Below are 21,958 nucleotides of genomic sequence, written 5' to 3' on the forward strand. Positions count from 1 at the left end.
GATCGCATCGCGAGGCGATCCGGCGCGGATCGCCGCATGCGCTTACTGACGGTGATAGATCTCGGCGCCGGTCTTGACGAATTCGACCGCCTTGACTTCCATCCCCTTCTTCAGCGCTTCGGTTTCCGACACACCCTGCTGTGCCGCAAACTCACGCACGTCCTGTGTGATCTTCATCGAGCAGAAGTGCGGGCCGCACATCGAGCAGAAGTGCGCGACCTTCGCCGAATCCTTCGGCAGCGTTTCGTCGTGGAATTCGCGCGCCTTGTCCGGGTCGAGGCCGATGTTGAACTGGTCTTCCCAGCGGAACTCGAAGCGCGCCTTGGACAGCGCGTTGTCGCGGACCTGCGCGCCCGGATGGCCCTTGGCCAGGTCGGCCGCATGCGCGGCGAGCTTGTACGTGATGATCCCTTCCTTCACGTCGTCCTTGTTCGGCAGGCCCAGGTGCTCCTTCGGCGTCACGTAGCACAGCATCGCGGTGCCGAACCAGCCGATCATCGCGGCGCCGATGCCCGACGTGATGTGGTCGTAGCCCGGCGCGATGTCGGTGGTCAGCGGCCCGAGCGTGTAAAACGGCGCTTCCTTGCACCAGTCGAGCTGGAGATCCATGTTCTCCTTGATCAGTTGCATCGGCACGTGGCCCGGGCCTTCGATCATCACCTGCACGTCGTGCTTCCATGCGATCTGCGTGAGCTCGCCGAGTGTTTTCAGCTCGCCGAGCTGCGCTTCGTCGTTCGCGTCGTAGATCGAGCCGGGGCGCAGGCCGTCGCCGAGCGAGAAGCTCACGTCGTACGCCTTCATGATCTCGCAGATCTCTTCGAAGTGTTCGTACAGGAAGCTTTCCTTGTGATGCGCGAGGCACCACTTCGCCATGATCGAACCGCCGCGCGACACGATGCCCGTCATCCGGTTCGCGGTGAGCGGCACGTACTGCAGGCGCACGCCCGCGTGGATCGTGAAGTAGTCGACGCCTTGCTCGGCCTGCTCGATCAGCGTGTCGCGGAAGATTTCCCAGGTCAGGTCCTCGGCCTTGCCGTTGACCTTTTCGAGCGCCTGGTAGATCGGCACCGTGCCGATCGGCACCGGGCTGTTGCGGATGATCCACTCGCGCGTTTCGTGGATGTGCTTGCCGGTCGACAGGTCCATCACCGTGTCGCCGCCCCAGCGGATCGCCCACGTCATCTTGTCGACTTCCTCGCCGATCGACGACGTAACGGCCGAGTTGCCGATGTTCGCGTTGATCTTCACGAGGAAGTTGCGGCCGATGATCATCGGCTCCGATTCCGGGTGGTTGATGTTCGCGGGGATGATCGCGCGGCCGCACGCCACTTCCGAGCGCACGAATTCCGGCGTGATCTCGGTGGGCGCGTTCGCGCCGAAGGCCGCGGCGCCGAACGCCTGGCCCGGGTGCTGGCGGCCCATCATCGCGGCGAGCTTCGCGCCGTTCGGGCCGCTCGCCTTCAGGCTCTCGAGGTACTCGGCGCGGCGCTGGTTCTCGCGGATCGCGATGAATTCCATTTCCGGCGTGATGATGCCCTGGCGCGCATAGTGCATCTGCGTGACGTTCTTGCCGGCCCGCGCGCGGCGCGGGTTGCGGTGCAGGCCTGGGAAACGCAGGTCGGCGGTGGCCGGGTCGGCCGCGCGCTCGAGGCCGTACCGGCTCGACAGGCCGTCGAGTACCTCGGTGTCGCCGCGCGCGTCGATCCAGCCCTGGCGCAACGCGGGCAGGCCCGCGCGGATGTCGATCTTCGCGTCCGGGTCGGTATAGGGGCCCGACGTGTCGTACACGTAGATCGGCGGATTCTTCTCTCCGCCGAAGCCGGTCGGCGTGTCGGCCTGCGTGATTTCACGCATCGGCACGCGGATGTCGGGCTGCGAGCCGGTGACGTAGACCTTGCGGGAATTCGGCAGCGGGGCGACGGCCGCGGCATCGACATGAGCGTCGGCGGACAGAAACTTCGGATTGGCGTTCATGCAATCTCCTGTGTGAGCGCCGGACACGCGCTGCGGCGCTTGCCCGGAGCCCTTGACGAATGTGGGGCTCGAGCTAAGCAGGAGACGAGGTTTGGTGAGGCGGCGGATTCGTCAGAAGGATGGCGGCGGAATCCGTACGCTTCCCTGCGCTGGCATTATCCAGATCAGGTTCAAAGGGTATTTCTCACCCGCAATGCCGGTCGTTCGACCGAACGCATCGCAGGACCCCCGCGTTAGCAAGGGCACACGATACACCGGCTTTGCGGCGGTTTCAACCGGTAGCGCGGCGGTTCGCCGGGACGGGCCTGGGCGCGCCGGCGCTGCGTGCCGGCGGTGCACCGCATCATCGATCGCCGCCGCTCGCGCCGGCAGCGCGGCCGGCGGCGGCGCAGCAGTGCAGCATCGGGGCGGCGCCCGGCCGGCCAAAAAATATTTTCGGGCCGGCTGTCATTTCTCGCGACGTCGTCCGTCTATTGGGCTCCTCAAACCCATGTTTCGGAGAGTAATCATGAAAAACGTACTGATCGCAGCCTGTGTCGCCGCTTTCGCCACGCTTGCAACGGGCGCGTATGCGCAGAACGACGCGATGTCGCAAAACGGTTCGTCGATGTCGAAAGACGCGATGGGCCACGACGCGATGGCAAAAGACGCAATGGGCCACGATGCGATGGCGAAGGATGGCGCGATGAAGAAAGGCGCGATGAAAAAGCATACGATGAAGAAGGACGCGATGTCGCACGACGCGATGGGCAAGTCGTCGGGCGACAAGATGGCGCCGTCCAACTGACGGCGCGGGCGCGGGCGGCCGGCGCGTGTTATCCGCGACACGGCCGGCCGCCCGCGTCCCGTGTCGTCGCGTTGCGTTTCTTCGACCCGTTTCGGGAGTCCTCATCATGCAAACCGTCCCCGCCACGAACCGCGCGCCCGCCGCGCCGCCCGCGCGCCCGATTCATCCGTTGTGGGTGCGCGCGAGCCACTGGCTCAACGCGCTCGCGGCGATCCTGATGGCGCTGTCGGGCTGGCGCATCTACGACGCGTCGCCGATCTATCCGTCGTTCACGTTTGCGCACGGCATCACGCTCGGCGGCTGGCTCGGCGGCGCGCTGCAATGGCATTTTGCGGCGATGTGGCTGCTTGTCGCCAACGGGCTGTTCTATTTGACGATGGCAATTGCGACCGGACGCCTCGCGCGCAAGATGCTGCCCGTCACGCCGGCGTCGGTGTGGCGCGACGTGCGCGCCGCGTTGCGCGGGCACCTCGCGCACGACGATCTGAGCGTCTACAACGCGGTACAGCGTGCCGCGTACCTGATCGCGATCGTCGATCTGATCCTGCTGGTGCTCTCCGGGCTGACGATCTGGAAGTCGGTGCAGTTTCCGCTGCTGCGCGAACTGTTCGGCGGTTACGACAACGCACGCGTCGTGCATTTCTGGGCGATGTCGCTGCTGGTCGCGTTCTTCGTCGTGCACGTCGGGATGGCGCTGCTCGTGCCGCGCTCGCTGCTCGCGATGCTGCGCGGCCGCTGATCCGGCGAATCCCGGACAAAGGAAATCATCATGTCGGAATCCGAAATCAAGCGCGACGGTTCGCGCTGGGCGCTCGACCGCAAGTCGCTCGAAATCGACGTGCGTCGCGAGCTGGAGATGCCGTCGCGGCGGCTGTTCAATCGGCGCATCCTGACGCTCGGCGGCCTGACGATGCTGACCGGTTGCACGCTGCACGACGATGCATCGGTCAACACGTTTCTCGAACGCGTGTCGCGGATGAACGACCGCGTGCAGGCCTGGCTCTTCAGCGGCGAGCGGCTTGCGCCGACCTACACCGAAGCCGACATCACGCGGCCGTTCCCGTTCAACGCGTACTACGGCATCGACGACGTGCCGCACGTCGACGCATCGACGTACCGGCTCGTGCTGTCGGGCCGAGTGACGGGCAAGCGCGTGTGGACGCTCGACGAACTGTACGCGCTGCCGCACGCGGAGCAGATCACGCGGCACATCTGCGTGGAAGGGTGGAGCGCGATCGGCCGCTGGGGCGGCACGCCGTTCGGCGCGTTCCTCGCAAGGGCGGGCGCCGATACGCACGCGAAGTACGTCGGCTTCAAGTGCGCGGACGATTACTACGAAAGCATCGACATGCCGACCGCGCTGCATCCGCAGACGCTGCTCGCATTCGATTACGACGGCCATCGTCTGCCGCCGGAGTTCGGTTTTCCGATGAAGCTGCGGATGCCGACCAAGCTCGGCTACAAGAATCCGAAGCACATCATGGAAATCTTCGTGACCGACACTTTTCCGGGCGGCTATTGGGTCGATCAGGGATACAACTGGTTCGGCGGATCGTGACGCGGGCCACGCGGGGCGCCGGGTGTCGTGCCGAAACGTCAGTCGCCAGCCTTTCAGCGAGGTCTGCGGTCGCCTTTCGAATCCTTAATGCATAATGCTCGACGTGCGTGGCCGGCATGGCCACGCACGCTTTTTTTGTCCGTCCGTGGCCGGATCGCCCGGGTCCGCTTTTCGTCGCCGTTCGCACCGTCATGTCGTTCCGCACGTCTTTGTTCGCCGCTCCGGTCCCGGTCGGCGTACTTGCCGGCCTCGCCGGTTTGTCCCGCCCGCATCCGCGGCGGGTTGCCGGGGGCTCCGAACGATGACCCCGCTCGACCGCCTTCTCGATTTCCTCGCCCGCCTGCCGATCCGGATCCGCCTGCCGCAAAGCCGCGGCGGCCGCGTCGCGCTGGCCCTCGTGTTCATCTATTTCGTCTGGGGTTCGACGTACAGCGGGCTGCATTTCGCGCTGCAGTCGTTCCCGCCGCTGCTGCTGTCGGGGCTGCGCAACCTGCTGGGCGGCATCGGCCTGTTCATCTTCGCGCTGCGGCGCAAGCCCGAATGGCCCACGCTGCTGGAAATCCGCAATTCGGCGATCGTCGGCACGATGCTGGTCGCGCTGTCGTCGGGCACGATCGCACTCGGGATGCGGACCGTCAGCAGCGGCTCGGCCGCGGTGATGGTCGCCACGGTGCCGCTGTTCGCGACCGTGATCGCGGCGGTCGCCGGCCGGCCGGTGACGAAGGGCGAGTGGGCGGCCGTCGCGCTCGGGATGGTCGGCATCGTCGTGCTGAACTCGGGCGGCGCGGGCGCCGCGAACTCGGCGCTCGGCACGATCTGCGTGCTGGCCGGCGCGCTGTTCTGGGCGGGCGGCGCGCATCTTGCGACGCGGCTCAAGCTGCCGTCGGACCTGTTCCTGTCGACGTCGCTGCAGATCGGGCTCGGCGGCCTGCTGTCCACGCTCGCCGCATGGCTGATGGGCGAGCGCATCGAGCAGGTCGCGGTGGGGCCCGTGTTCGCGTTCCTGTACCTGATGGTGTTCTGCACGATGGCCGCGTATGTCGCGTACGGCTACCTGATCCGCCATACGAGCCCCATCATCGCGAGCAGCTGCATGTACGTGAACCCGATCGTCGCGGTCGCGCTCGGCGCGTTGATACTCGGCGAACCGGTGACGACGGCGACCGTGGTCGCGACCGTCGCGATCCTCGGCAGCGTCGGGTTGTCGTTCCTGTTCGATCCGGCCCGCCGGCCTGCGCCGTCCGCGGCGGCCGACGCTTCGTCAGCGGTGGCCGGCGCCACCGCCGAATCGGACGCGGTGCCGGCAGCGATGCCGGCAGCCGCAGCGGATCAGTCCGCGATGCCCGATCCCGCGCCGATCCTTACGCCTTCCGCCGTACCGCTTGCCGTGCCGGCGCCCGGCGCCGTCGTGGACCCGGCCGCGGTCATGGATCCCGCGCAGGCATTCGCGCCGCCGCCGGCCGACGAACCGGCCGCATCGCGCGCGAACGCGTGACGCCGGCGCGTCCGGCCGGGTTCAGCCGCGTCGTGCGCCGCGGTAGTGGGACCAACCGGCGAGCGCGGTAAAGACGAGGCCGGCCGCGCACATGCCGATCCAGCCGAATGCGTGCCACGCGGCGACGCCGGCCGACGAGCCGAGCGCGCCGCCGATGAAGTAGCACACCATGTACACGGTGTTCACGCGGCTGCGCGCGTCGGGCTTCAGCGCGTAAATGCGCGACTGGTTCGAGATCTGCGCGGCCTGCACGCCGACATCCAGCACGATCACGCCGATCACGAGCCCGACGAGGCTCGTCCCCGACAGCGCGAAAATCACGAACGACGCCGCGAGCAGTGCGATCGCGAGCGAGATGATCGTGCGCGGGCCGCGCTTGTCGGCGAAACGGCCTGCGTACGGGGCGGCCAGCGCGCCGGCCGCGCCGACGATTCCGAAGAGCCCCGCGGCCTGCGGGCCGAGATGGAACGGCGCGCCGGCCAGCAGCAGCGTGAGCACCGGCCAGAACGCGCTGAACGCCGCGAACAGCGCGGCACCCGTCAGCGACGCCTCGCGCAGCCCGCGCAGTTCGACCGCCAGATGCCACATCGAGCCGAGCAGCTTGCCGTACGACAGCGTCGATGTCGGCGTGCTGCGCGGCAGCCGCAGCACGATCACCGCGGCCAGCGCGACGAGCGCCGCCACGGACGCGCCGAACACGGCCCGCCAGCCGAAATATTCGGCGACGAAGCCGGCCGCGGTGCGCGCCAGCAGGATCCCGAGGAGCAGGCCGCTCATCACGGTACCGACCGCATGGCCGCGCTCGGCCGGCGGCGCGATCTCGGCCGCGAACGGCACGGCCTGCTGCGCGATCGTCGCGAGCACGCCGATCGCGAGGCTCGCGACGGCGAGCACCGTCAGCGACGGCGCGGTCGCGGCGACGATCAGCGCGATCGACAGGCCCGCGATCTGCATCAGGATCAGCCCGCGCCGATCGAAGCGGTCGCCGAGCGGCGCGAGCAGGAACATCCCGGCCGCGTAGCCGAGCTGCGTGGCGGTCGGCACCGCGCCGATCCAGGACGCGCCGTCGGGAAAGGCCGAGCGGAAGCTGTCGAGCAGCGGCTGGTTGTAGTAGATGTTCGCGACCGACACCCCCGCGATCGTCGCGAGCAGCAACAGCAGGCTGCGCGAGTAATGGGGCGAGACGGCGTCGGTCGGGCGGTCGGTGGAGGCGGAGGACATGGCTGCGACGGAACGGAGTGGGGCGGCGCGCGGGCGTGCGGCGCAACGGCGGTTGCGCGGGCGGCCTGGGTGCCGATCGAGGCTGCCGATCATACCCGAGCACCGGGAATTCTGCCGGCCGGGCGGATAGGGAGCCGGGCGGCCGGAAGGCGGAAGGCAGACAGCAGACAGCCGCGCTCGCGGCATCGCCGCCCGCGAGCGCCCGCTATCGGGCGCGACCAGCCGTCCCGCATCGCGCCCGGCCCGAGCCGCCCACGACGCGCGACCGATGCGCACGGTCAGTCGACCAGTTCCCCGCTCGGTTCATAGAACGGATAGGGTCCGTCGCCTTCGTCCACATACACGTGATGGGACGTCATCCCCGCGTCCGGCGCATGGAAATGCACCGCGAACGCGGGCGGCTCGAGCCGGAACGCGGACGGTGCGTCCGCGCGCAGGTCGAACGCCACCTGGTGCCCGGGCGCCGGCACCGCCGACGCGAGCGTGCCGCCGAAGCGCGTGAACATCGTCCGGTGCACGTGCCCGCACAGCACGCGCTCGACGTTCGGGTAGCCGCGCAGCAGCGTATCGAGTTTGGCGGCGGCGGCGGGCGCGAGGCGCAGCGCGTCCATGTGGCCGATCCCGGATGCGAACGGCGGATGATGCAGCGCGACGATCACCGGCCGGTCGCGCGCCGCGCCCAGTTGCGCGGCGAGCCACGCAAGCCGCGCATCGCACAGATCGCCGTGGCTCGCGCCGGGCACCTGCGAATCGAGCGCAAGCACGCGCACCGCGCCGACGTCGATCGCATACTGCACGAACGCGCCGTCGTGCAGCTCGGGGCGATCGGCGAACACGCGGCGCAGTCCCGCGCGATCGTCGTGATTGCCGACCATCAGGTAATACGGAATCTCGAGCGGCGCGAGCAGGTCGCGCAGATGGCGGTATTCGTCGTCGTGGCCGAAATCGGTCAGGTCGCCCGTGACGAGCACCGCGTCAGGGCGCGGCTCCAACGCGTTCAGCTTCGCGATGCAGCGCGCGAGCGCGGCGGCCGTGTCGACGCGCCGGTACGCGAGCTGGCCCGGACGCTTGATGTGAAGGTCGCTGATTTGAGCAAGCAGCATCGTCGTTCCTCGGAATTGTCTGGTTATCGTGGGGCGGTATTACGCGGCGAGTGCGATCAGTCCTTGCGCGTCGATCGCGATGCCGACCGCCGTGCCGCGCGCGAGCTCGATGCGGCCCGGCACGTCGATCACGAGCGCGTCGGGCGCCGCATGCTCGATCGTGAGCCGCGTGCGCTCGCCGAGAAACGCGCACGCGCCGATCGCGCCGCGCAGCGGTGCATGCGCGGGATCGGCGAGCTGCGCGTCCTCCGGCCGGAAGAACCACTCGTCGGCGGCGTGCGGCGTGACGATCGAGCCGCCCGTCGTCACGAGCGCGCCGTCGCGCCATTGTCCCGCAAGCCGGTTCAGCGTGCCGATGAACTGCGCGACGGTGCGGTTCGCCGGCCGGTAATAGATGTCGCGCGGCGTGCCGATCTGCTCGATGCGGCCCGCGCCCATCACGACGATCCGGTCGCCGAGCTCCATCGCCTCGGCCTGGTCGTGCGTCACGTAGACGGTCGTCACGCCGAGCTCGCGCAATAGCGCATTCATGTCGCGGCGCAGCACGTCGCGCAGCTTCGCGTCGAGCGCGGTCAGCGGCTCGTCGAGCAGCAGCACGCGCGGGCGGACCGCGAGTGCGCGTGCCAGGGCGACCCGCTGGCGCTGGCCGCCCGACAGCTGGTCGACCGGTTTGTCCGCATGCGCGTCGAGCCGCATCATCGCGAGCAGTTCGTCGACGCGCTCGCGCAGCGCGCGCGGCTCGGTCTTGCGGATCTTCAGCCCGTAGCCGACGTTGCCGCGCACCGTCAGGTTCGGAAACAGCGCGTAGTTCTGGAACACCATGCCGACCTGCCGGCGCTCGATCGGCAGCGCGGTGACGTCGTCGTCGCCGAACGCGATCGTGCCGCCGGCATCCGGCGTGTCGAGGCCGGCGATCAGGCGCAGCGTCGTGGTCTTGCCGCAGCCCGACGGGCCGAGCAGCACGAGCGTTTCGCCTGCGCCGATCGACAGGTCGAGCGGTTCGAGCACGCGCGTGCCGCGGAACGTTTTCGCGCAGCCGGTCAGGGTGATAGGAGTGGAATCGAGTTTCATGTGTGCGAATGGTTCAGCGGTTCAGCGCAGGTTCAGCGCGGGCGTTGCTTGAGCGCGCGCGTGCCGGAAGGCTCGACGCCGAGCCACTGCATCGCGACGAGCAGCGGCAGCGTCATCAGCAGGAACAGGATCGTGTACGCGCTGCCGACTTCGAGGCGCAGCGACGCGTACGTATCGGCGAGCCCGACCGGCAGCGTCTTGGTGTCGGGCGTATGCAGCATCCACGTGAGGTTGAATTCGCCGATCGACAGCGTGAGCACCGCGAGCGCGCCGGCGACGATGCCGGGCCGCAGGTTCGGCAGCACGATCGTCACGAAGCGCGTGACGAACGACGCGCCGAGGCTCGCCGCGCCTTCCTCGAGCGTGCGCAGGTCGGCGCCGGCCGCGACGGCTGCCACCGCGCGCACCATGAACGGCAGCGTGAACACGACGTGGCCGACCACGATGAACCACAGGCTCATCCGGAACGCGGTGAAGCCGCCGTACACGACCAGCAGCGCGAGCGCCGATGCGAGACCGGGCAGCGCGACCGGCAGCACGAGCGCTTCCTCGATCGCGCGTGCGACCCGGCTCCGGCTGCGCGCGAGCGCATAGCCGACCGGCACGCCGATCGCGAGCACGATCGCGAGCGTCGCGAACGCGACGTACAGCGACAGCGCGACCGAGCCGTGATATTGCTGCCACACCTGTTCGAGCCAGCGCAGCGTGAGGCCGCTCGACAGCCCGCGGAAATAGTTGACGGTCAGCCCTGCGAGCACCGACATCACGACGGGCACGATCAGGAACGCGCCCAGCAGCAGCGTGATGCCCCATTGCAGCACGGCGATCGCGCGCGCACCCGCGACGCGCGGCGCGTGCCGGGCAGCGCGCCTGGCGTGAACGGAAGCCGGCGCGGGGGCCGGCGACGGCGCGGAAGAACCGGAAAGCGATGGCATGCGGGAATCCTCAGGCCGCGGCGGCGGCGGTGTGACCGGTGAAGCGGCGCGCGAGCGCGAGCACGACCCACGTGACGATGCCGAGCACGATCGACAGGCCGGCCGCGGTTGCGATGTTCGCGTTCAGCGTGAACTCGGTATAGATCGTCATCGGCAGCACGTTCAGGTCGGTGGCGAGCGTGAACGCGGTACCGAACGCGCCCATCGCAGTCGCGAAGCAGATCGCGCCGGCCGCGATCAGGCCCGGCGCGAGCGCGGGCAGCACGATGTCGACGAAGATGCGCCACGGCGATGCGCCGAGCGAGCGCGCGGCTTCCTCGAGCGACGCGTCGAGCTTCGACGCGGCCGCGATCACGGTGACGATCACGCGCGGAATCGAGAAGTACAGGTAGCCGACGAACAGGCCCGCCACCGAGTACGCGAATACCCACTTGTCGCCGGTGAGTTTCGCCGACAGCATCCCGATCAGCCCCTGACGCCCGGCGAGCATGATCACCATGAAGCCGACGACGACGCCCGGGAACGCGAGCGGAAACGTGAGCAGCGCGAGCAGCACGCGCTTGCCCGCGAATTCGCGGCGCGCGAGCAGCAGGCCGGAGATCGTCGACAGCGCGAGTGTCGCGAGCGTGACGCCCGCGGACAGCGCGACCGTCTCGCCGAGACTCTTCATGTAACGCGCATTGCCGAGCAGCGCCGCGTAGTGCGAGAAGAACGCGCCGTCGGCGGAGACCTGCACGAGCGAGGCCATCGGCAGCAGCCAGAACGCGGCGAACACCGCGAGCGCCGGCGCGACGAGCGCGACGCGCCAGCGCAGCGGGAAAGTCAGGTCGAGCATCGCTTGTGTTCCGCGCCTTACTGCATGACCTGCAGGTATTGCTGGCCGAACGCCTGCTGGCCGGCCGCCATCTTGCCGAAGTCGACCGGCTTCGCGCGCGCATAGTCGCTCGCCGGCAGGAACTTCGCGGCGATGTCCGCACCGAGCGCCTGTGCGCGCACCGGGCGCAGGTACGCGCTGGCCCACAGCTTCTGGCCTTCGTCCGACAGCACGAAGTCCAGCACCTTCTTGCCGTTCGCGTCGTGCGGCGCGCCTTTCACGAGACTCATCACGTACGGCACCGCGATCGTGCCTTCCTTCGGAATCACGAATTCGACGTTCGCGTTGTCCTTGTACTTCGCGCGATACGCGTCGAAGTCGTAGTCGAGCAGGATCGGAATCTCGCCGGACAGCACGCGCGCGTACGCGGTCTGCTTCGGCACGATCGGCGCATTCGCCTTCAGCTTGCGGAACCAGTCGAGCGCCGGCTTGAAGTTGTCGAGGCTGCCGCCGAGCGCCTGGTTCACCGCGACCGCGCCCGCATAGCCGACGAACGCGCTCGACGGGTCGAGATAACCGACCATGCCCTTGTATTCGGGCTTCAGCAGATCGGCCCACGAGCGCGGCACCGGCTTGCCGTCGAGCGCATCCTTGTTCACGAAGAAGCCGAGCGTGCCCGAGTGGATCGCGAACCAGTAGCCTTGCGGGTCCTTCAGGTTCGCGGGGATGTCGTTCCAGTGCGCGGGCTTGTACGGCGCGATCACGCCCTTGTCCTTCGCCTGGAACGCGGACGACACGCCGAGGTACACGACGTCGGCCACCGGGCTCTTCTGCTCGGCGATCAGCTGCGCGATCGACTGGCCCGAGTTCTTGTTGTCGAACGGCACGCGAATGCCGGTCTTCTGCTTGATCGCGGCGATCTGCGCGGCCCAGTCGGCCCATTCGGGCGGGCAGTTGTAGCAGATCGCCGTTTCGTCGGCATGGGCGGCGGGCGCGCCGGCGACGAGCGCGGCGCAGGCGAGCGGCGCGGCGAATGCGCGCAGCAGCGAGGTCAGGCGAAAGGACACGGTGGGTCTCCGGGCGAGTGTGAGGCGCTGGGTGGCGTGGGGGGTGTGCGGGATAGGCGGCGCGCGTTCAGGCCTTGCGCAATTGCAGGTCGGCGGCGGGCGGTGCGACGGTCGCGCCGTCGCGCACCGCGTGCGGCAGGATCAGCGACGTGCGTTCGATCGCCGCGCCGCCGATGCATTCGACGAGACGCCGCCATGCGTGGCGGCCGATGTCGCGGTTCGGCGTCGCGACGCTCGCGAGCGGCGGCGCGAGCAGTTCGCCGATGGCGATACCGTCGAAGCCGAGCACCGACAGGTCGTCGGGAATCGAGAAGCCCGCGCGGCGCAGGCCGCGCATCACGACCATCGCGAGCAGGTCGTTGCTGCAGAAGAGGGCGGTTGGGCGCGTCGCGTGCGCGGTGAGATGCGCGAGCACCGCATCGGGCAACTCGGGCGCGTTGAAGTCGACTTCGACCGGCGGCAGCGTGGCCACGCCGCTTTCCTCGAGCGCTTGTGCATAGCCGAGATGGCGCTGGCGCGCCCGATCCGACGCGGCGAGGGAACCCGCCAGCATCAGCACGCGGCGGTGACCGCGCGCGGTCAGCAGCCGCACGCCGTCATACGCGGCGCTGCGGTTGTCGACCGACACCGACGGTCGGCGCTGCGTGTCGTTGTGCATCAGCACGTAGTGCGGGCCGTCGTGGTCGAGCATGTCGAGCAGCGGGTGCGTATCCGCGTCGGCGACGGTGAGGATCAGCCCTTCGACGCGCTGCTCGCGCAGTGTCTCGATCGCATGACGCTCGCGCGCCGCGTCGTATTCGGTCGTCATCAGGATCAGCTTGAAGCCGGCCGCGGTCGCCAGCTCGTCGATGCCTTGCAGGCAGTCCGCGAACACGGGGTTCGACAGCGTCGGCACGACGACGCCGACGAGCCGCGTGCGCTCGCCGCGCAATTGCCGGCCGAGCGGGCTCGGGCGGAATTGCAGCGTGTCGATCGCGGTGCGGATCGTTTGCAGCGTGGCGGGGCTGACGGTATGCGGGGCGTTGATCGCGCGCGAGACGGTGGCGATCGAGAAGCCCGCGAGGGCAGCGACGTCCTTGATGGTCGAGGTCATGAACTCATGCGATGTAAACGTTTTCGGCAGGAAAATTATCGAAAACGTTTGTGACCTCGCGATGACGCAGGCGACGCTTGTTTCGCAGGAAGTACGACACAAACGTCTGACGGATCGGGCCGTCGGACGACGCGAACCCGATTGTATCGGGGATGGTGCGACGCGGGACGAAATCGTCGTCGGCGGGGTGCCGGCGTCGATTACCGCAGATGAATCGGTGTGATGGGGCGCGGTATCGCGATGCGGCGCCGCGGAATAAGGGAGCGCATGCGCAAGCAATGGTAGAATCGCGTCCGCCCTGTTGCCGGGGTGATGAAATTGGTAAACATAGCGGACTTAAAAGTTTGAGTGCCCGGCCGGAAACGGTCGGTGCAGAACCCTTCAAATTCGGCGAAACCCCTGATGCACGCATCGAGGCAACGCCGAGCCAAGCCTCGCGGCATCCGCGAGGAAGGTGTAGAGACTAGACGGGGGGCGCCTAAGGCGCACGGGCAGAGCTCACGCCCGCGCGCGACGGTGAAGGCATAGTCCAGCGCACGAACGGCATCGCTCGAACGACGCCGGCTTCGAAAGAAGCAGTGTGACGAAAATCCGCCGCCTTAACTGGCTTGCCGGTTCGAGTCCGGTCCCCGGCACCATCGATTGCGTCGATGCGATTCGATGAAGGCGAAAAAAACCCGCGAGAAATGCAGCGCTCGCGGGTTTTTTATTTGGCGCACGCACACGCGGCGATACGCCGGCGCGGCGCGCGATGTGCTTGCCTGCGCCGAAAACCGCGCCATGTGATACTGGCACGCACGTTGCACCGCACGCCGGCGCCGCCCCCGGCCAACGCGTGCCGCCGACCGCTTTCTTCATCGTTCGCCTCTCACAATCCCTCCCGTCATGACCGACTCGACCCATCACTATTACGAACCGTCGCAAGGCCACGGCCTGCCGCACGATCCGCTGAACGCGATCATCGGCCCGCGCCCGATCGGCTGGATTTCCTCCCGCGGCAGCGACGGCACGCTGAACCTCGCGCCGTACAGCTTCTTCAACGCGTTCAACTATCATCCGCCGATCATCGGCTTTTCGAGCACCACCGCGAAGGACAGCCTGCGCAACGTGCAGGAAACGGGCGAGTTCGTGTGGAACCTCGCGACGCGCGACCTTGCCGAAAAGATGAACCAGACCTGCGCAGCGGTTCCGTACGACGTGAACGAGTTCGACCTCGGCGGCCTGACCGCGCTTTCGTCGCGCCTGGTCAACGTGCCGCGCGTGGCGGAAAGCGGCGTGAACTTCGAATGCAAGGTGACCGACGTGATCCGGCTGCGCGATCATCGCGGCGTCGACACGCCGGCCACGCTGGTGCTGGGGGAGGTCATCGCGGTCCATATCCGCCACGACTTGCTGAAGGACGGCATCTTCGACACGTTCGGCGCGGGCATCATTCTGCGTGCGGGCGGCCCGTCGGCCTACGCGCACGTGAAGCCCGACAGCCGCTTCGACCTCTTTCGTCCCGGCGCGTGACCGATCGCGCGCCGCGGTAAGCCGGCCATCGGGCGCACGCGCGCCCGGCCCGAAAAGACCCCGCCCAGATCGACGATCTCGCGGGGTCTTTTGCTTCGACCCCTCGCAGGTTCGCAGCGCGCAATGCGTCCGCCACCGGACGCCCGACGCTCGTCACAGGCCCGACGACGATGCGCTGCAGCAAACACATCCTTCGCCGCCGCCGGCTGCCGCAGTCGCGTGCCGCCGACCTGCGCCATGGTAAATCTGCTCACCACGAACGAGCGGCTTGGGCATCGACGCCCGCCGCGACAACGCATAGATTTCCAAGGTTGGCGTGCTTATCCGCGCGCCAGCCCGCGCGCAGGCCGGCAACCGGTCGCGCGTTCCCAATCAGCGTGAGACACAATCGAGCGTGGAGACGACACGATGAGCCTGTCAGAGCCATTGCGTCTGCATGTGCCGGAGCCCACCGGGCGCCCGGGCTGCAAGACGGACTTTTCCTATCTGCATCTATCGCCGGCCGGCGCGGTACGCCGCCCGCCGATCGACGTTGCCGCGGCGGACACCGCCGATCTCGCCCGCAGCCTCGTGCGCGTGCTCGACGACAGCGGCAAGGCCGTCGGCCCGTGGGCGCCTGAGCTCGACGATGCGCGGCTGATCGCCGGCCTGCGCGCGATGCTCAAGACCCGCATTTTCGACGCGCGCATGATGATCGCGCAGCGTCAGAAGAAAATCTCCTTCTACATGTTGAGCCTCGGCGAAGAGGCGATCGGCACCGCGCACGCGATGGCGCTGCGCCACGGCGACATGTGCTTCCCGACCTACCGGCAGCAGAGCATCCTGATCGCGCGCGACGTGCCGCTCGAGCGGATGATCTGCCAGCTGATGTCGAACGAAGGCGACCCGCTCAAAGGCCGCCAGCTTCCGGTGATGTACTCGGACCGCGAAGCGGGCTTCTTCTCCATCTCCGGCAACCTCGCGACGCAGTTCATCCAGGCGGTCGGCTGGGCGATGGCGTCGGCGATCAAGGGCGACACGAAGATCGCGTCCGCGTGGATCGGCGACGGCGCGACGGCCGAAGCCGACTTCCACACCGCGCTCACGTTCGCGCACGTGTATCGCGCGCCGGTCGTGCTGAACGTCGTCAACAACCAGTGGGCGATCTCGACGTTCCAGGCGATCGCGGGCGGCGAAGGCACGACGTTCGCGGGGCGCGGCGTGGGCTGCGGGATCGCGTCGCTGCGCGTGGACGGCAACGACTTCCTCGCGATCTACGCGGCGTCGAGCTGGGCGGCCGAACGCGCGCGCCGCAATCTCGGGCCGACGCTGATCGAGTGGGTGACCTACCGCGCGGGCGCGCATTCGACGTCGGACGATCCGACCAAGTACCGGCCGAGCGACGACTGGTCGCATTTCCCGCTCGGCGATCCGATCGAGCGCTTCAAGCGGCACCTGATCGTCAAGGGCATCTGGTCGGACCGTGCGCACGACGCGTTGACGGCCGAGCTCGAGGCCGAGGTGATCGCCGCGCAGAAGGAAGCGGAGAAATACGGCACGCTGGCCGACGACCGGATTCCGTCGCCGGCGTCGATGTTCGACGACGTGTACAAGGAGCTGCCCGCGCACCTGCGCCGTCAGCGCCAGGAACTGGGAGCATGATCATGGCGCAACACGAGACAGGCACGGCAACGCAGCCGATGACGATGATCCAGGCGCTGCGCTCGGCGATGGACGTGATGCTCGGACGCGACGGCGACGTGGTCGTGTTCGGGCAGGACGTCGGCTACTTCGGCGGCGTGTTCCGCTGTACCGAAGGACTGCAGAACAAATACGGCAAGTCGCGCGTATTCGATGCGCCGATCTCCGAAGGCGGGATCGTCGGCGCGGCGGTGGGGATGGGCGCGTACGGGCTGCGCCCGGTGTGCGAGATCCAGTTCGCCGACTATTTCTACCCGGCCTCCGACCAGATCGTGTCGGAAGGCGCGCGGCTGCGCTATCGCTCGGCCGGCCAGTTCACCGCGCCGATGACGATCCGCATGCCCTGCGGCGGCGGCATCTACGGCGGCCAGACGCACAGCCAGAGCCCCGAGGCGATGTTCACGCAGGTGTGCGGGCTGCGCACGGTCATGCCGTCGAATCCGTACGACGCGAAAGGGCTGTTGATCGCATCGATCGAGAACGACGACCCGGTGATCTTCCTCGAGCCGAAACGGCTGTACAACGGACCGTTCGACGGCCACCACGAACGGCCGGTCACGTCGTGGCTCAAGCATCCGGCGAGCGCGGTGCCCGAGGGCTACTACACGGTGCCGCTGGATACGGCTGCGATCGTGCGTCCCGGCAACGACGTGACGGTGCTGACCTACGGCACGACGGTGCATGTATCGCTCGCCGCGGCCGAGGAAACGGGCATCGACGCGGAAGTGATCGACCTGCGCACGCTGTGGCCGCTCGACCTCGACACGATCGTCGCGTCGGTGCGCAAGACCGGGCGCTGCGTCGTGGTGCACGAGGCGACGCGCACCTGCGGTTTCGGTGCGGAACTGGTGTCGCTGGTCCAGGAACATTGCTTCTACCACCTCGAAGCGCCGGTCGAGCGCACGACGGGCTGGGATACGCCGTATCCGCATGCGCAGGAGTGGGCGTATTTTCCGGGGCCGGCCCGGGTCGGTGAAGCGTTGCGACGCGTGATGGAGGCGTGAGATGGGCATTCATGTCATCAAGATGCCGGATATCGGCGAAGGGATTGCCGAGGTCGAGCTGGTGGCCTGGCACGTGGAAGTCGGGCAGACGATCAACGAAGACCAGCCGCTCGCCGACGTGATGACGGACAAGGCGGCGGTCGAGATTCCGTCGCCGGTGACGGGCAAGGTCATCGAGCTCGGCGGCCGGATCGGCGAGATGATGGCGGTCGGCAGCGAGCTGATTCGCCTCGAGGTCGAAGGCGACGGCAACCTGAAGGCCGGTGCACCGGTGCGGGAATCCAAGGTAGAAACCGCACCGGTCGCGGCAGCGCCGTCGAAGGCGGTGGCCGACGCGCCGGCGGAATCGTCGGCCAGGCCGGCTGCGAAGCACGCACCGGCGCAGCCGCGTCGTGCGAAGCATGCCGACGAGCACACGGAGCACGCAGCGCCGCCGCGCGCGGCGCTGGCGCCAGGCGAACGGCCGCTCGCGTCGCCGGCCGTGCGTCAGCGCGCGTGGGACATGGGCATCGAACTGCGCTATGTGCGCGGCACCGGTGACGCAGGGCGAATCCTTCATGCGGATCTCGATGCGTATGCGCGCACCGGCGGCGGTGCGACGCGCGGGTCGCAACCGCGCGGCTACGACGAACGCCACGATGAAACCGACGTACCGGTGATCGGCCTGCGGCGCGCGATCGCGCGCAAGATGCAGGAAGCGAAGCGCCGCATTCCGCACTTCAGCTACGTCGAGGAAATCGACGTGACCGAACTCGAATCGCTGCGCACGGAGCTGAACCGCCGCTACGGCGACACGCGCGGCAAGCTCACGCCGCTGCCGCTGCTGATCCGCGCGATGGTGATCGCGCTGCGCGACTTTCCGCAGATCAACGCGCGCTTCGACGACGAAGCGGGTGTCGTCACGCGCCACGGTGCGGTGCACATGGGCGTCGCGACGCAGACGGACGGCGGCCTCACGGTGCCCGTGCTGCGTCATGCCGAAGCGCGCGACGTGTGGGCGATCTCCGCCGAGATCGCGCGGCTCGCCGACGCGGTGCGCACGAACCGCGCGCAGCGCGACGAACTGAGCGGCTCGACGATCACGATTTCGAGCCTCGGCGCGCTCGGCGGCATCGTGTCGACGCCGGTCATCAATCATCCGGAGGTCGCCATCGTCGGCGTGAACCGGATCGTCGAGCGGCCGATGATCCGCGACGGCGCGGTCGTCGCGCGCAAGATGATGAACCTGTCGTCGTCGTTCGACCATCGCGTCGTCGACGGGGCGGACGCGGCCGAATTCATCCAGGCCGTGCGCGCGATGCTCGAGCGCCCGGCGCTGCTGTTCGTGGAGTGAGCCCGATGAAGAACGAACACACCACGCTGCTCGTGATCGGCGGCGGCCCGGGCGGCTACGTCGCCGCGATTCGCGCCGGCCAGCTCGGCATTCCGACCGTCCTCGTCGAGCGCGACCGGCTCGGCGGCACGTGCCTGAACATCGGCTGCATTCCGTCGAAGGCGCTGATCCACGTGGCCGACGCATTCGAACAGGCGTGCGGCCATGCGGGCGACGGCGCGCTCGGGATTCGCGTGCGCACGCCGGAGATCGACATCGCGAAAAGCGTCGCGTGGAAGGACGGTATCGTCGACCGGCTGACGCGCGGCGTCGGCGCGCTGCTCAAGAAGAACGGCGTGCGCGTGCTGCACGGCGACGCGCACGTGGTCGACGGCAAGACCGTCGACGTCGTGGCGGGCGGCCACACGACGCGAATCGGCTGCGAGCACCTGTTGCTCGCGACCGGCTCCGAACCGGTCGCGCTGCCGTCGATGCCGTTCGGCGGGCACGTCGTGTCGTCCACCGACGCGCTGTCGCCCGCGACGCTGCCGAAGCGGCTCGTCGTCGTCGGGGCCGGATACATCGGGCTCGAACTCGGGATCGTCTATCGCAAGCTCGGCGTCGACGTGAGCGTCGTGGAAGCGGCCGAGCGCGTGTTGCCTGCGTACGATGCCGAACTCGTGCGACCGGTCGCCGATTCGCTCGCGCGCCTCGGCGTGCGGTCGTGGCTCGGCCACACGGTGCTCGGGCTGGACGCGCACGGCGCGGTGCGCGTGCAGGCCGCCGATGGCGCCGAGCAGACGCTGCCGGCCGATCGCGTGCTGGTTGCCGTCGGCCGCAGGCCGCGCGTCGACGGGTTCGGGCTCGAGACGCTGATGCTCGATCGCAACGGCCGCGCGCTGCGGATCGACGACGCGTGCCGGACCTCGATGCGCAACGTCTGGGCGATCGGCGACGTCGCCGGCGAACCGATGCTCGCGCATCGCGCGATGGCGCAAGGCGAGATGGTGGCCGAGCTGATCGCCGGCAAGCGCCGCACGTTCACGCCCGCGTCGATTCCGGCCGTGTGCTTCACCGATCCCGAGATCGTGACGGCCGGCTGGTCGCCGGACGATGCACACGCGGCCGGCGTCGATTGTCTGAGCGCGTCGTTCCCGTTCGCGGCGAACGGGCGCGCGATGACGCTGCAGGCGACCGACGGCTTCGTGCGCGTCGTCGCGCGGCGCGACAATCACCTGATCGTCGGCTGGCAGGCGGTCGGGCGCGGCGTGTCGGAACTGGCCGCGGCGTTCTCGCAGTCGCTGGAGATGGGCGCGCGTCTGGAAGACATCGGCGGTACGATCCACGCGCATCCGACGCTCGGCGAAGCGCTTCAGGAAGCGGCGTTGCGCGCGCTCGGACACGCGCTGCATGTGTGACGTGCGGGCCTGACAGGGCGTCGTCGGTGCGTTGCGCACGCCTCGGCGGCGCGCCGGTCCCGCAACCGGTCCGATCCGGTCGCCCGTCTCCGCGCGCCGGGTCGGGAACGGGTGGCGGAGCCGCGCCAGCCGGGCCGCATACGATTGCCCGGGCCGGCACCTGACAGGCGCGTAATTTTTCGAGACGAGAGGAGGGTTGTCGGCGCCGCGTCCGCCGACGATCATGTCGATAGCCGGAAACCGGGCCGCTTCGGGCCCGCCAACGCAGGCTCCACACGGAAGAACCGGACATGAAACTGCTGCTCGTCGGCGCGACCGGACTCGTCGGGCGATACGTCCTCGAAGTCGCGCTCGCCGATGCGCGCGTCGATCAGGTGATCGTCCTCGCGCGCCGGCCGTTGTCGCCGCACCCGAAGATGCGCGCAATCGAGGTCGATTTCGATCGTCTGCCCGACGCCGCCGACTGGTGGCATGCCGATGCGGTGATCTGCACGCTCGGCACCACGATGCGAACCGCCGGTTCGCAGGCGGCATTCCGGCGCGTCGACCACGACTATCCGCTCGCGGTCGCGCGGCTCGCGCACCGCCATGGCACACCGGCTTACGTGCTGAATTCCGCACTCGGCGCGAACCCGGCGTCGCGCATCTTCTACAACCGCGTGAAGGGCGAAGTCGAGCAGGCGCTCGCCGGCGTCGGGTTCGCGTCGCTCACGTATGTACGGCCCGGCCTGATCGGCGGCAGCCGCGACGAATTCCGGTTCGGCGAGCGGCTGCTGGTGTCCGCGCTGAACGTCGCGCGCCTCGTGTTGCCGGCGAAGTGGCGCGTGAATCCCGCGTCGCGGATCGCCCGCGCGATGCTCGACGCGGCGATCGACGCGCGGCCGGGCGTGCAGGTCATTGCGTCGGAGCGGCTCGTCTGACGCGAAGCGGGCGGCTCGCCAGCTCCCGATCGGCGAAGCCGTCGAGCCCGCCGAACCGTTCGGCGAGCGCCGCCGTGAACGCGTCCAGCGCTTCGCTGCCGTCGCAGTTACGCGGGGTCGCGAGCTGGAATTCAACCGTATGGCTCAGCTTGCTCGCGAGCAGCCGGCGCATCTTGCCGGCGGCGACCCATGGCGCCGCGACGTGGTCGGGCAGGAAGCCGACATGCGCGCCGGACAGGATGAAGATCACGTCGGCGTCGACGTTTTCGGAGAACGCGGTCGGCTGCGCGTTGCGAAGCGCCGAGCCCGACGTGGGCGTCTTGTAGAGCCGCGCGACGTTGCTCGCGCGCGCGATGTCGTTGACCGTCACGGTCTTTTTCGCAAACAGCGGATGCCGGGCGCCGCAGTGCAGCGACTGACGTTCGACGAACAGCGGCGCGTAGTGCAAGCCGGCCTGGTGACCGGAGAAATAGCCGATCGCGAGCTGCAGTTCGCCTTTGAGCAGCCGGCGCTCCAGTTCGTCGGGCGGCACCGCGATCATCTCGATCAGCACGTCGGGCGCCCGTTCGCGGAAGCCGCCGACGGCCGCGGCGATCGATTCGACGATGTCCGGCGCGAGCCGCTCGGACAGCCCGATGCGCAGCTCGCCGAGCAACGTGCCCGACACGTGCTGCGCATCGCGCGTGAACACGTCCATCGCGTGCAGGAGCCGCCGCGTCGAGTGCAGCACGCGTTCACCCTTCGGCGTCAGCCGGAAGCCACTCTTGCCGCGATCGCACAGCCGGAACCCGAGACGCGTCTCGAGCTTGGCCATCTGCGTGCTGATCGTCGAAGGCGCCATGCCGAGCGTGCCCTGCGCGGCGCTGAAGCCGCCGCTTTCGACGATCGTCAGAAAGAGCCGCAGCAACTGCACATCCATGTCTCTCAGGCGGGTCAGCATGGCGATACATCGCGTTTCGTGAAGTTGGCTTATGTTAGTTCATATTTTTCGTCG

At 68.5% G+C, this 21,958-nt stretch carries 20 protein-coding genes and 1 riboswitch; of the genes, 11 read left to right on the forward strand and 9 right to left on the reverse strand.

Annotated elements, in window-relative coordinates; translation table 11 throughout:
• Positions 1–42: 42 nt before the first annotated feature.
• Positions 43–1,974 carry a phosphomethylpyrimidine synthase ThiC gene (gene thiC / locus WJ16_RS05785; RefSeq protein ID WP_069256232.1) on the reverse strand — a complete coding sequence of 644 codons (1,932 nt, stop codon included), beginning with the start codon at positions 1,972–1,974 and terminating at the stop codon, positions 43–45.
• A 123-nt stretch (positions 1,975–2,097) separates the two neighbouring features.
• A riboswitch (TPP riboswitch) is annotated at positions 2,098–2,214 on the reverse strand.
• A gap of 268 nt (positions 2,215–2,482) precedes the next feature.
• On the opposite strand from thiC, the gene WJ16_RS05790 reads away from it, so the two are divergent.
• From WJ16_RS05790 to WJ16_RS05805, 4 genes are all read left to right on the forward strand, one after another.
• A complete protein-coding gene (locus WJ16_RS05790) occupies positions 2,483–2,761 on the forward strand; it encodes a pentapeptide MXKDX repeat protein (protein WP_069256233.1) in 279 nt (92 codons plus the stop codon).
• A gap of 106 nt (positions 2,762–2,867) precedes the next feature.
• Positions 2,868–3,500, forward strand: coding sequence for a cytochrome b/b6 domain-containing protein (locus WJ16_RS05795; RefSeq protein ID WP_069256234.1), 633 nt, complete (start codon positions 2,868–2,870; stop codon positions 3,498–3,500).
• 30 nt (positions 3,501–3,530) lie between these two features.
• Positions 3,531–4,319: a molybdopterin-dependent oxidoreductase gene (locus tag WJ16_RS05800; protein ID WP_069256235.1), complete on the forward strand. Its 789-nt coding sequence runs from the start codon at positions 3,531–3,533 to the stop codon at positions 4,317–4,319.
• A gap of 301 nt (positions 4,320–4,620) precedes the next feature.
• Positions 4,621–5,814, forward strand: coding sequence for an EamA family transporter (locus WJ16_RS05805; protein ID WP_069256236.1), 1,194 nt, complete (start codon positions 4,621–4,623; stop codon positions 5,812–5,814).
• Positions 5,815–5,835: 21 nt separating this feature from the next.
• On the opposite strand, the gene WJ16_RS05810 is transcribed toward WJ16_RS05805, so the two are convergent.
• The 7 genes from WJ16_RS05810 to WJ16_RS05840 form a co-directional block, all read right to left on the reverse strand.
• Complete coding sequence (locus WJ16_RS05810) at positions 5,836–7,035, reverse strand: MFS transporter (RefSeq protein WP_069256237.1); 1,200 nt, start codon at positions 7,033–7,035, stop codon at positions 5,836–5,838.
• 278 nt (positions 7,036–7,313) lie between these two features.
• Complete coding sequence (locus WJ16_RS05815; RefSeq protein WP_069256238.1) at positions 7,314–8,138, reverse strand: phosphodiesterase; 825 nt, start codon at positions 8,136–8,138, stop codon at positions 7,314–7,316.
• A 39-nt stretch (positions 8,139–8,177) separates the two neighbouring features.
• On the reverse strand, positions 8,178–9,209 hold the full coding sequence (locus tag WJ16_RS05820) for an ABC transporter ATP-binding protein (protein ID WP_069256239.1): 1,032 nt from the start codon (positions 9,207–9,209) through the stop codon (positions 8,178–8,180).
• A gap of 32 nt (positions 9,210–9,241) precedes the next feature.
• The gene (locus WJ16_RS05825) at positions 9,242–10,144 is read right to left on the reverse strand and encodes an ABC transporter permease (RefSeq protein WP_069256240.1); all 903 of its coding nucleotides are present in this window, start codon (positions 10,142–10,144) and stop codon (positions 9,242–9,244) included.
• Positions 10,145–10,154: 10 nt separating this feature from the next.
• Positions 10,155–10,979, reverse strand: coding sequence for an ABC transporter permease (locus tag WJ16_RS05830; RefSeq protein WP_069256241.1), 825 nt, complete (start codon positions 10,977–10,979; stop codon positions 10,155–10,157).
• Positions 10,980–10,996: 17 nt separating this feature from the next.
• Entirely contained in the window at positions 10,997–12,025 is a 1,029-nt protein-coding gene (locus WJ16_RS05835; RefSeq protein WP_069256242.1) for an ABC transporter substrate-binding protein, read from the reverse strand.
• A 67-nt stretch (positions 12,026–12,092) separates the two neighbouring features.
• On the reverse strand, positions 12,093–13,118 hold the full coding sequence (locus WJ16_RS05840) for a LacI family DNA-binding transcriptional regulator (protein ID WP_069256243.1): 1,026 nt from the start codon (positions 13,116–13,118) through the stop codon (positions 12,093–12,095).
• 660 nt (positions 13,119–13,778) lie between these two features.
• Between WJ16_RS05840 and WJ16_RS35740 the strand changes: the two genes are divergently transcribed.
• From WJ16_RS35740 to WJ16_RS05870, 7 genes are all read left to right on the forward strand, one after another.
• Positions 13,779–13,904, forward strand: coding sequence for a hypothetical protein (locus WJ16_RS35740; RefSeq protein ID WP_257785858.1), 126 nt, complete (start codon positions 13,779–13,781; stop codon positions 13,902–13,904).
• Between the two features lie 99 nt (positions 13,905–14,003).
• On the forward strand, positions 14,004–14,630 hold the full coding sequence (locus WJ16_RS05845; RefSeq protein WP_069256244.1) for a flavin reductase family protein: 627 nt from the start codon (positions 14,004–14,006) through the stop codon (positions 14,628–14,630).
• Positions 14,631–15,038: 408 nt separating this feature from the next.
• Entirely contained in the window at positions 15,039–16,271 is a 1,233-nt protein-coding gene (locus WJ16_RS05850) for a 3-methyl-2-oxobutanoate dehydrogenase (2-methylpropanoyl-transferring) subunit alpha (protein WP_069256245.1), read from the forward strand.
• Positions 16,272–16,273: 2 nt separating this feature from the next.
• Positions 16,274–17,314, forward strand: a complete 1,041-nt coding sequence (locus WJ16_RS05855; RefSeq protein WP_069256246.1) for an alpha-ketoacid dehydrogenase subunit beta — start codon at positions 16,274–16,276, stop codon at positions 17,312–17,314.
• 1 nt (position 17,315) lies between these two features.
• On the forward strand, positions 17,316–18,647 hold the full coding sequence (locus WJ16_RS05860) for a dihydrolipoamide acetyltransferase family protein (protein ID WP_069256247.1): 1,332 nt from the start codon (positions 17,316–17,318) through the stop codon (positions 18,645–18,647).
• 5 nt (positions 18,648–18,652) lie between these two features.
• Positions 18,653–20,044 carry a dihydrolipoyl dehydrogenase gene (gene lpdA, locus WJ16_RS05865; protein WP_069256248.1) on the forward strand — a complete coding sequence of 464 codons (1,392 nt, stop codon included), beginning with the start codon at positions 18,653–18,655 and terminating at the stop codon, positions 20,042–20,044.
• A gap of 290 nt (positions 20,045–20,334) precedes the next feature.
• Positions 20,335–20,964 carry an NAD(P)H-binding protein gene (locus tag WJ16_RS05870; RefSeq protein ID WP_069256249.1) on the forward strand — a complete coding sequence of 210 codons (630 nt, stop codon included), beginning with the start codon at positions 20,335–20,337 and terminating at the stop codon, positions 20,962–20,964.
• Here the strand turns inward: WJ16_RS05870 and WJ16_RS05875 are convergent.
• Complete coding sequence (locus tag WJ16_RS05875; protein WP_069256250.1) at positions 20,939–21,904, reverse strand: LysR family transcriptional regulator; 966 nt, start codon at positions 21,902–21,904, stop codon at positions 20,939–20,941. The two genes, WJ16_RS05870 and WJ16_RS05875, sit on opposite strands and share 26 nt — an antisense overlap.
• Positions 21,905–21,958: the final 54 nt, after the last annotated feature.

This window comes from Burkholderia metallica, assembly GCF_001718555.1.
Classification (GTDB): domain Bacteria; phylum Pseudomonadota; class Gammaproteobacteria; order Burkholderiales; family Burkholderiaceae; genus Burkholderia; species Burkholderia metallica.

Excerpts from the sequence above, each read along its gene's own strand:
- WJ16_RS05820 (WP_069256239.1), bottom strand. The coding sequence starts at position 9,209 with ATGAAACTCGATTCCACTCCTATCACCCTGACCGGCTGCGCGAAAACG.
- WJ16_RS05860 (WP_069256247.1), top strand. The coding sequence starts at position 17,316 with ATGGGCATTCATGTCATCAAGATGCCGGATATCGGCGAAGGGATTGCC.
- WJ16_RS05825 (WP_069256240.1), bottom strand. The coding sequence starts at position 10,144 with ATGCCATCGCTTTCCGGTTCTTCCGCGCCGTCGCCGGCCCCCGCGCCG.
- WJ16_RS05875 (WP_069256250.1), bottom strand. The coding sequence starts at position 21,904 with ATGCTGACCCGCCTGAGAGACATGGATGTGCAGTTGCTGCGGCTCTTT.
- WJ16_RS05795 (WP_069256234.1), top strand. The coding sequence starts at position 2,868 with ATGCAAACCGTCCCCGCCACGAACCGCGCGCCCGCCGCGCCGCCCGCG.
- WJ16_RS05845 (WP_069256244.1), top strand. The coding sequence starts at position 14,004 with ATGACCGACTCGACCCATCACTATTACGAACCGTCGCAAGGCCACGGC.
- lpdA (WP_069256248.1), top strand. The coding sequence starts at position 18,653 with ATGAAGAACGAACACACCACGCTGCTCGTGATCGGCGGCGGCCCGGGC.
- WJ16_RS05790 (WP_069256233.1), top strand. The coding sequence starts at position 2,483 with ATGAAAAACGTACTGATCGCAGCCTGTGTCGCCGCTTTCGCCACGCTT.
- WJ16_RS05840 (WP_069256243.1), bottom strand. The coding sequence starts at position 13,118 with ATGACCTCGACCATCAAGGACGTCGCTGCCCTCGCGGGCTTCTCGATC.
- WJ16_RS05815 (WP_069256238.1), bottom strand. The coding sequence starts at position 8,138 with ATGCTGCTTGCTCAAATCAGCGACCTTCACATCAAGCGTCCGGGCCAG.
- WJ16_RS05855 (WP_069256246.1), top strand. The coding sequence starts at position 16,274 with ATGGCGCAACACGAGACAGGCACGGCAACGCAGCCGATGACGATGATC.
- WJ16_RS35740 (WP_257785858.1), top strand. The coding sequence starts at position 13,779 with ATGAAGGCGAAAAAAACCCGCGAGAAATGCAGCGCTCGCGGGTTTTTT.
- WJ16_RS05810 (WP_069256237.1), bottom strand. The coding sequence starts at position 7,035 with ATGTCCTCCGCCTCCACCGACCGCCCGACCGACGCCGTCTCGCCCCAT.
- WJ16_RS05870 (WP_069256249.1), top strand. The coding sequence starts at position 20,335 with ATGAAACTGCTGCTCGTCGGCGCGACCGGACTCGTCGGGCGATACGTC.
- WJ16_RS05805 (WP_069256236.1), top strand. The coding sequence starts at position 4,621 with ATGACCCCGCTCGACCGCCTTCTCGATTTCCTCGCCCGCCTGCCGATC.
- thiC (WP_069256232.1), bottom strand. The coding sequence starts at position 1,974 with ATGAACGCCAATCCGAAGTTTCTGTCCGCCGACGCTCATGTCGATGCC.
- WJ16_RS05830 (WP_069256241.1), bottom strand. The coding sequence starts at position 10,979 with ATGCTCGACCTGACTTTCCCGCTGCGCTGGCGCGTCGCGCTCGTCGCG.
- WJ16_RS05800 (WP_069256235.1), top strand. The coding sequence starts at position 3,531 with ATGTCGGAATCCGAAATCAAGCGCGACGGTTCGCGCTGGGCGCTCGAC.
- WJ16_RS05850 (WP_069256245.1), top strand. The coding sequence starts at position 15,039 with ATGAGCCTGTCAGAGCCATTGCGTCTGCATGTGCCGGAGCCCACCGGG.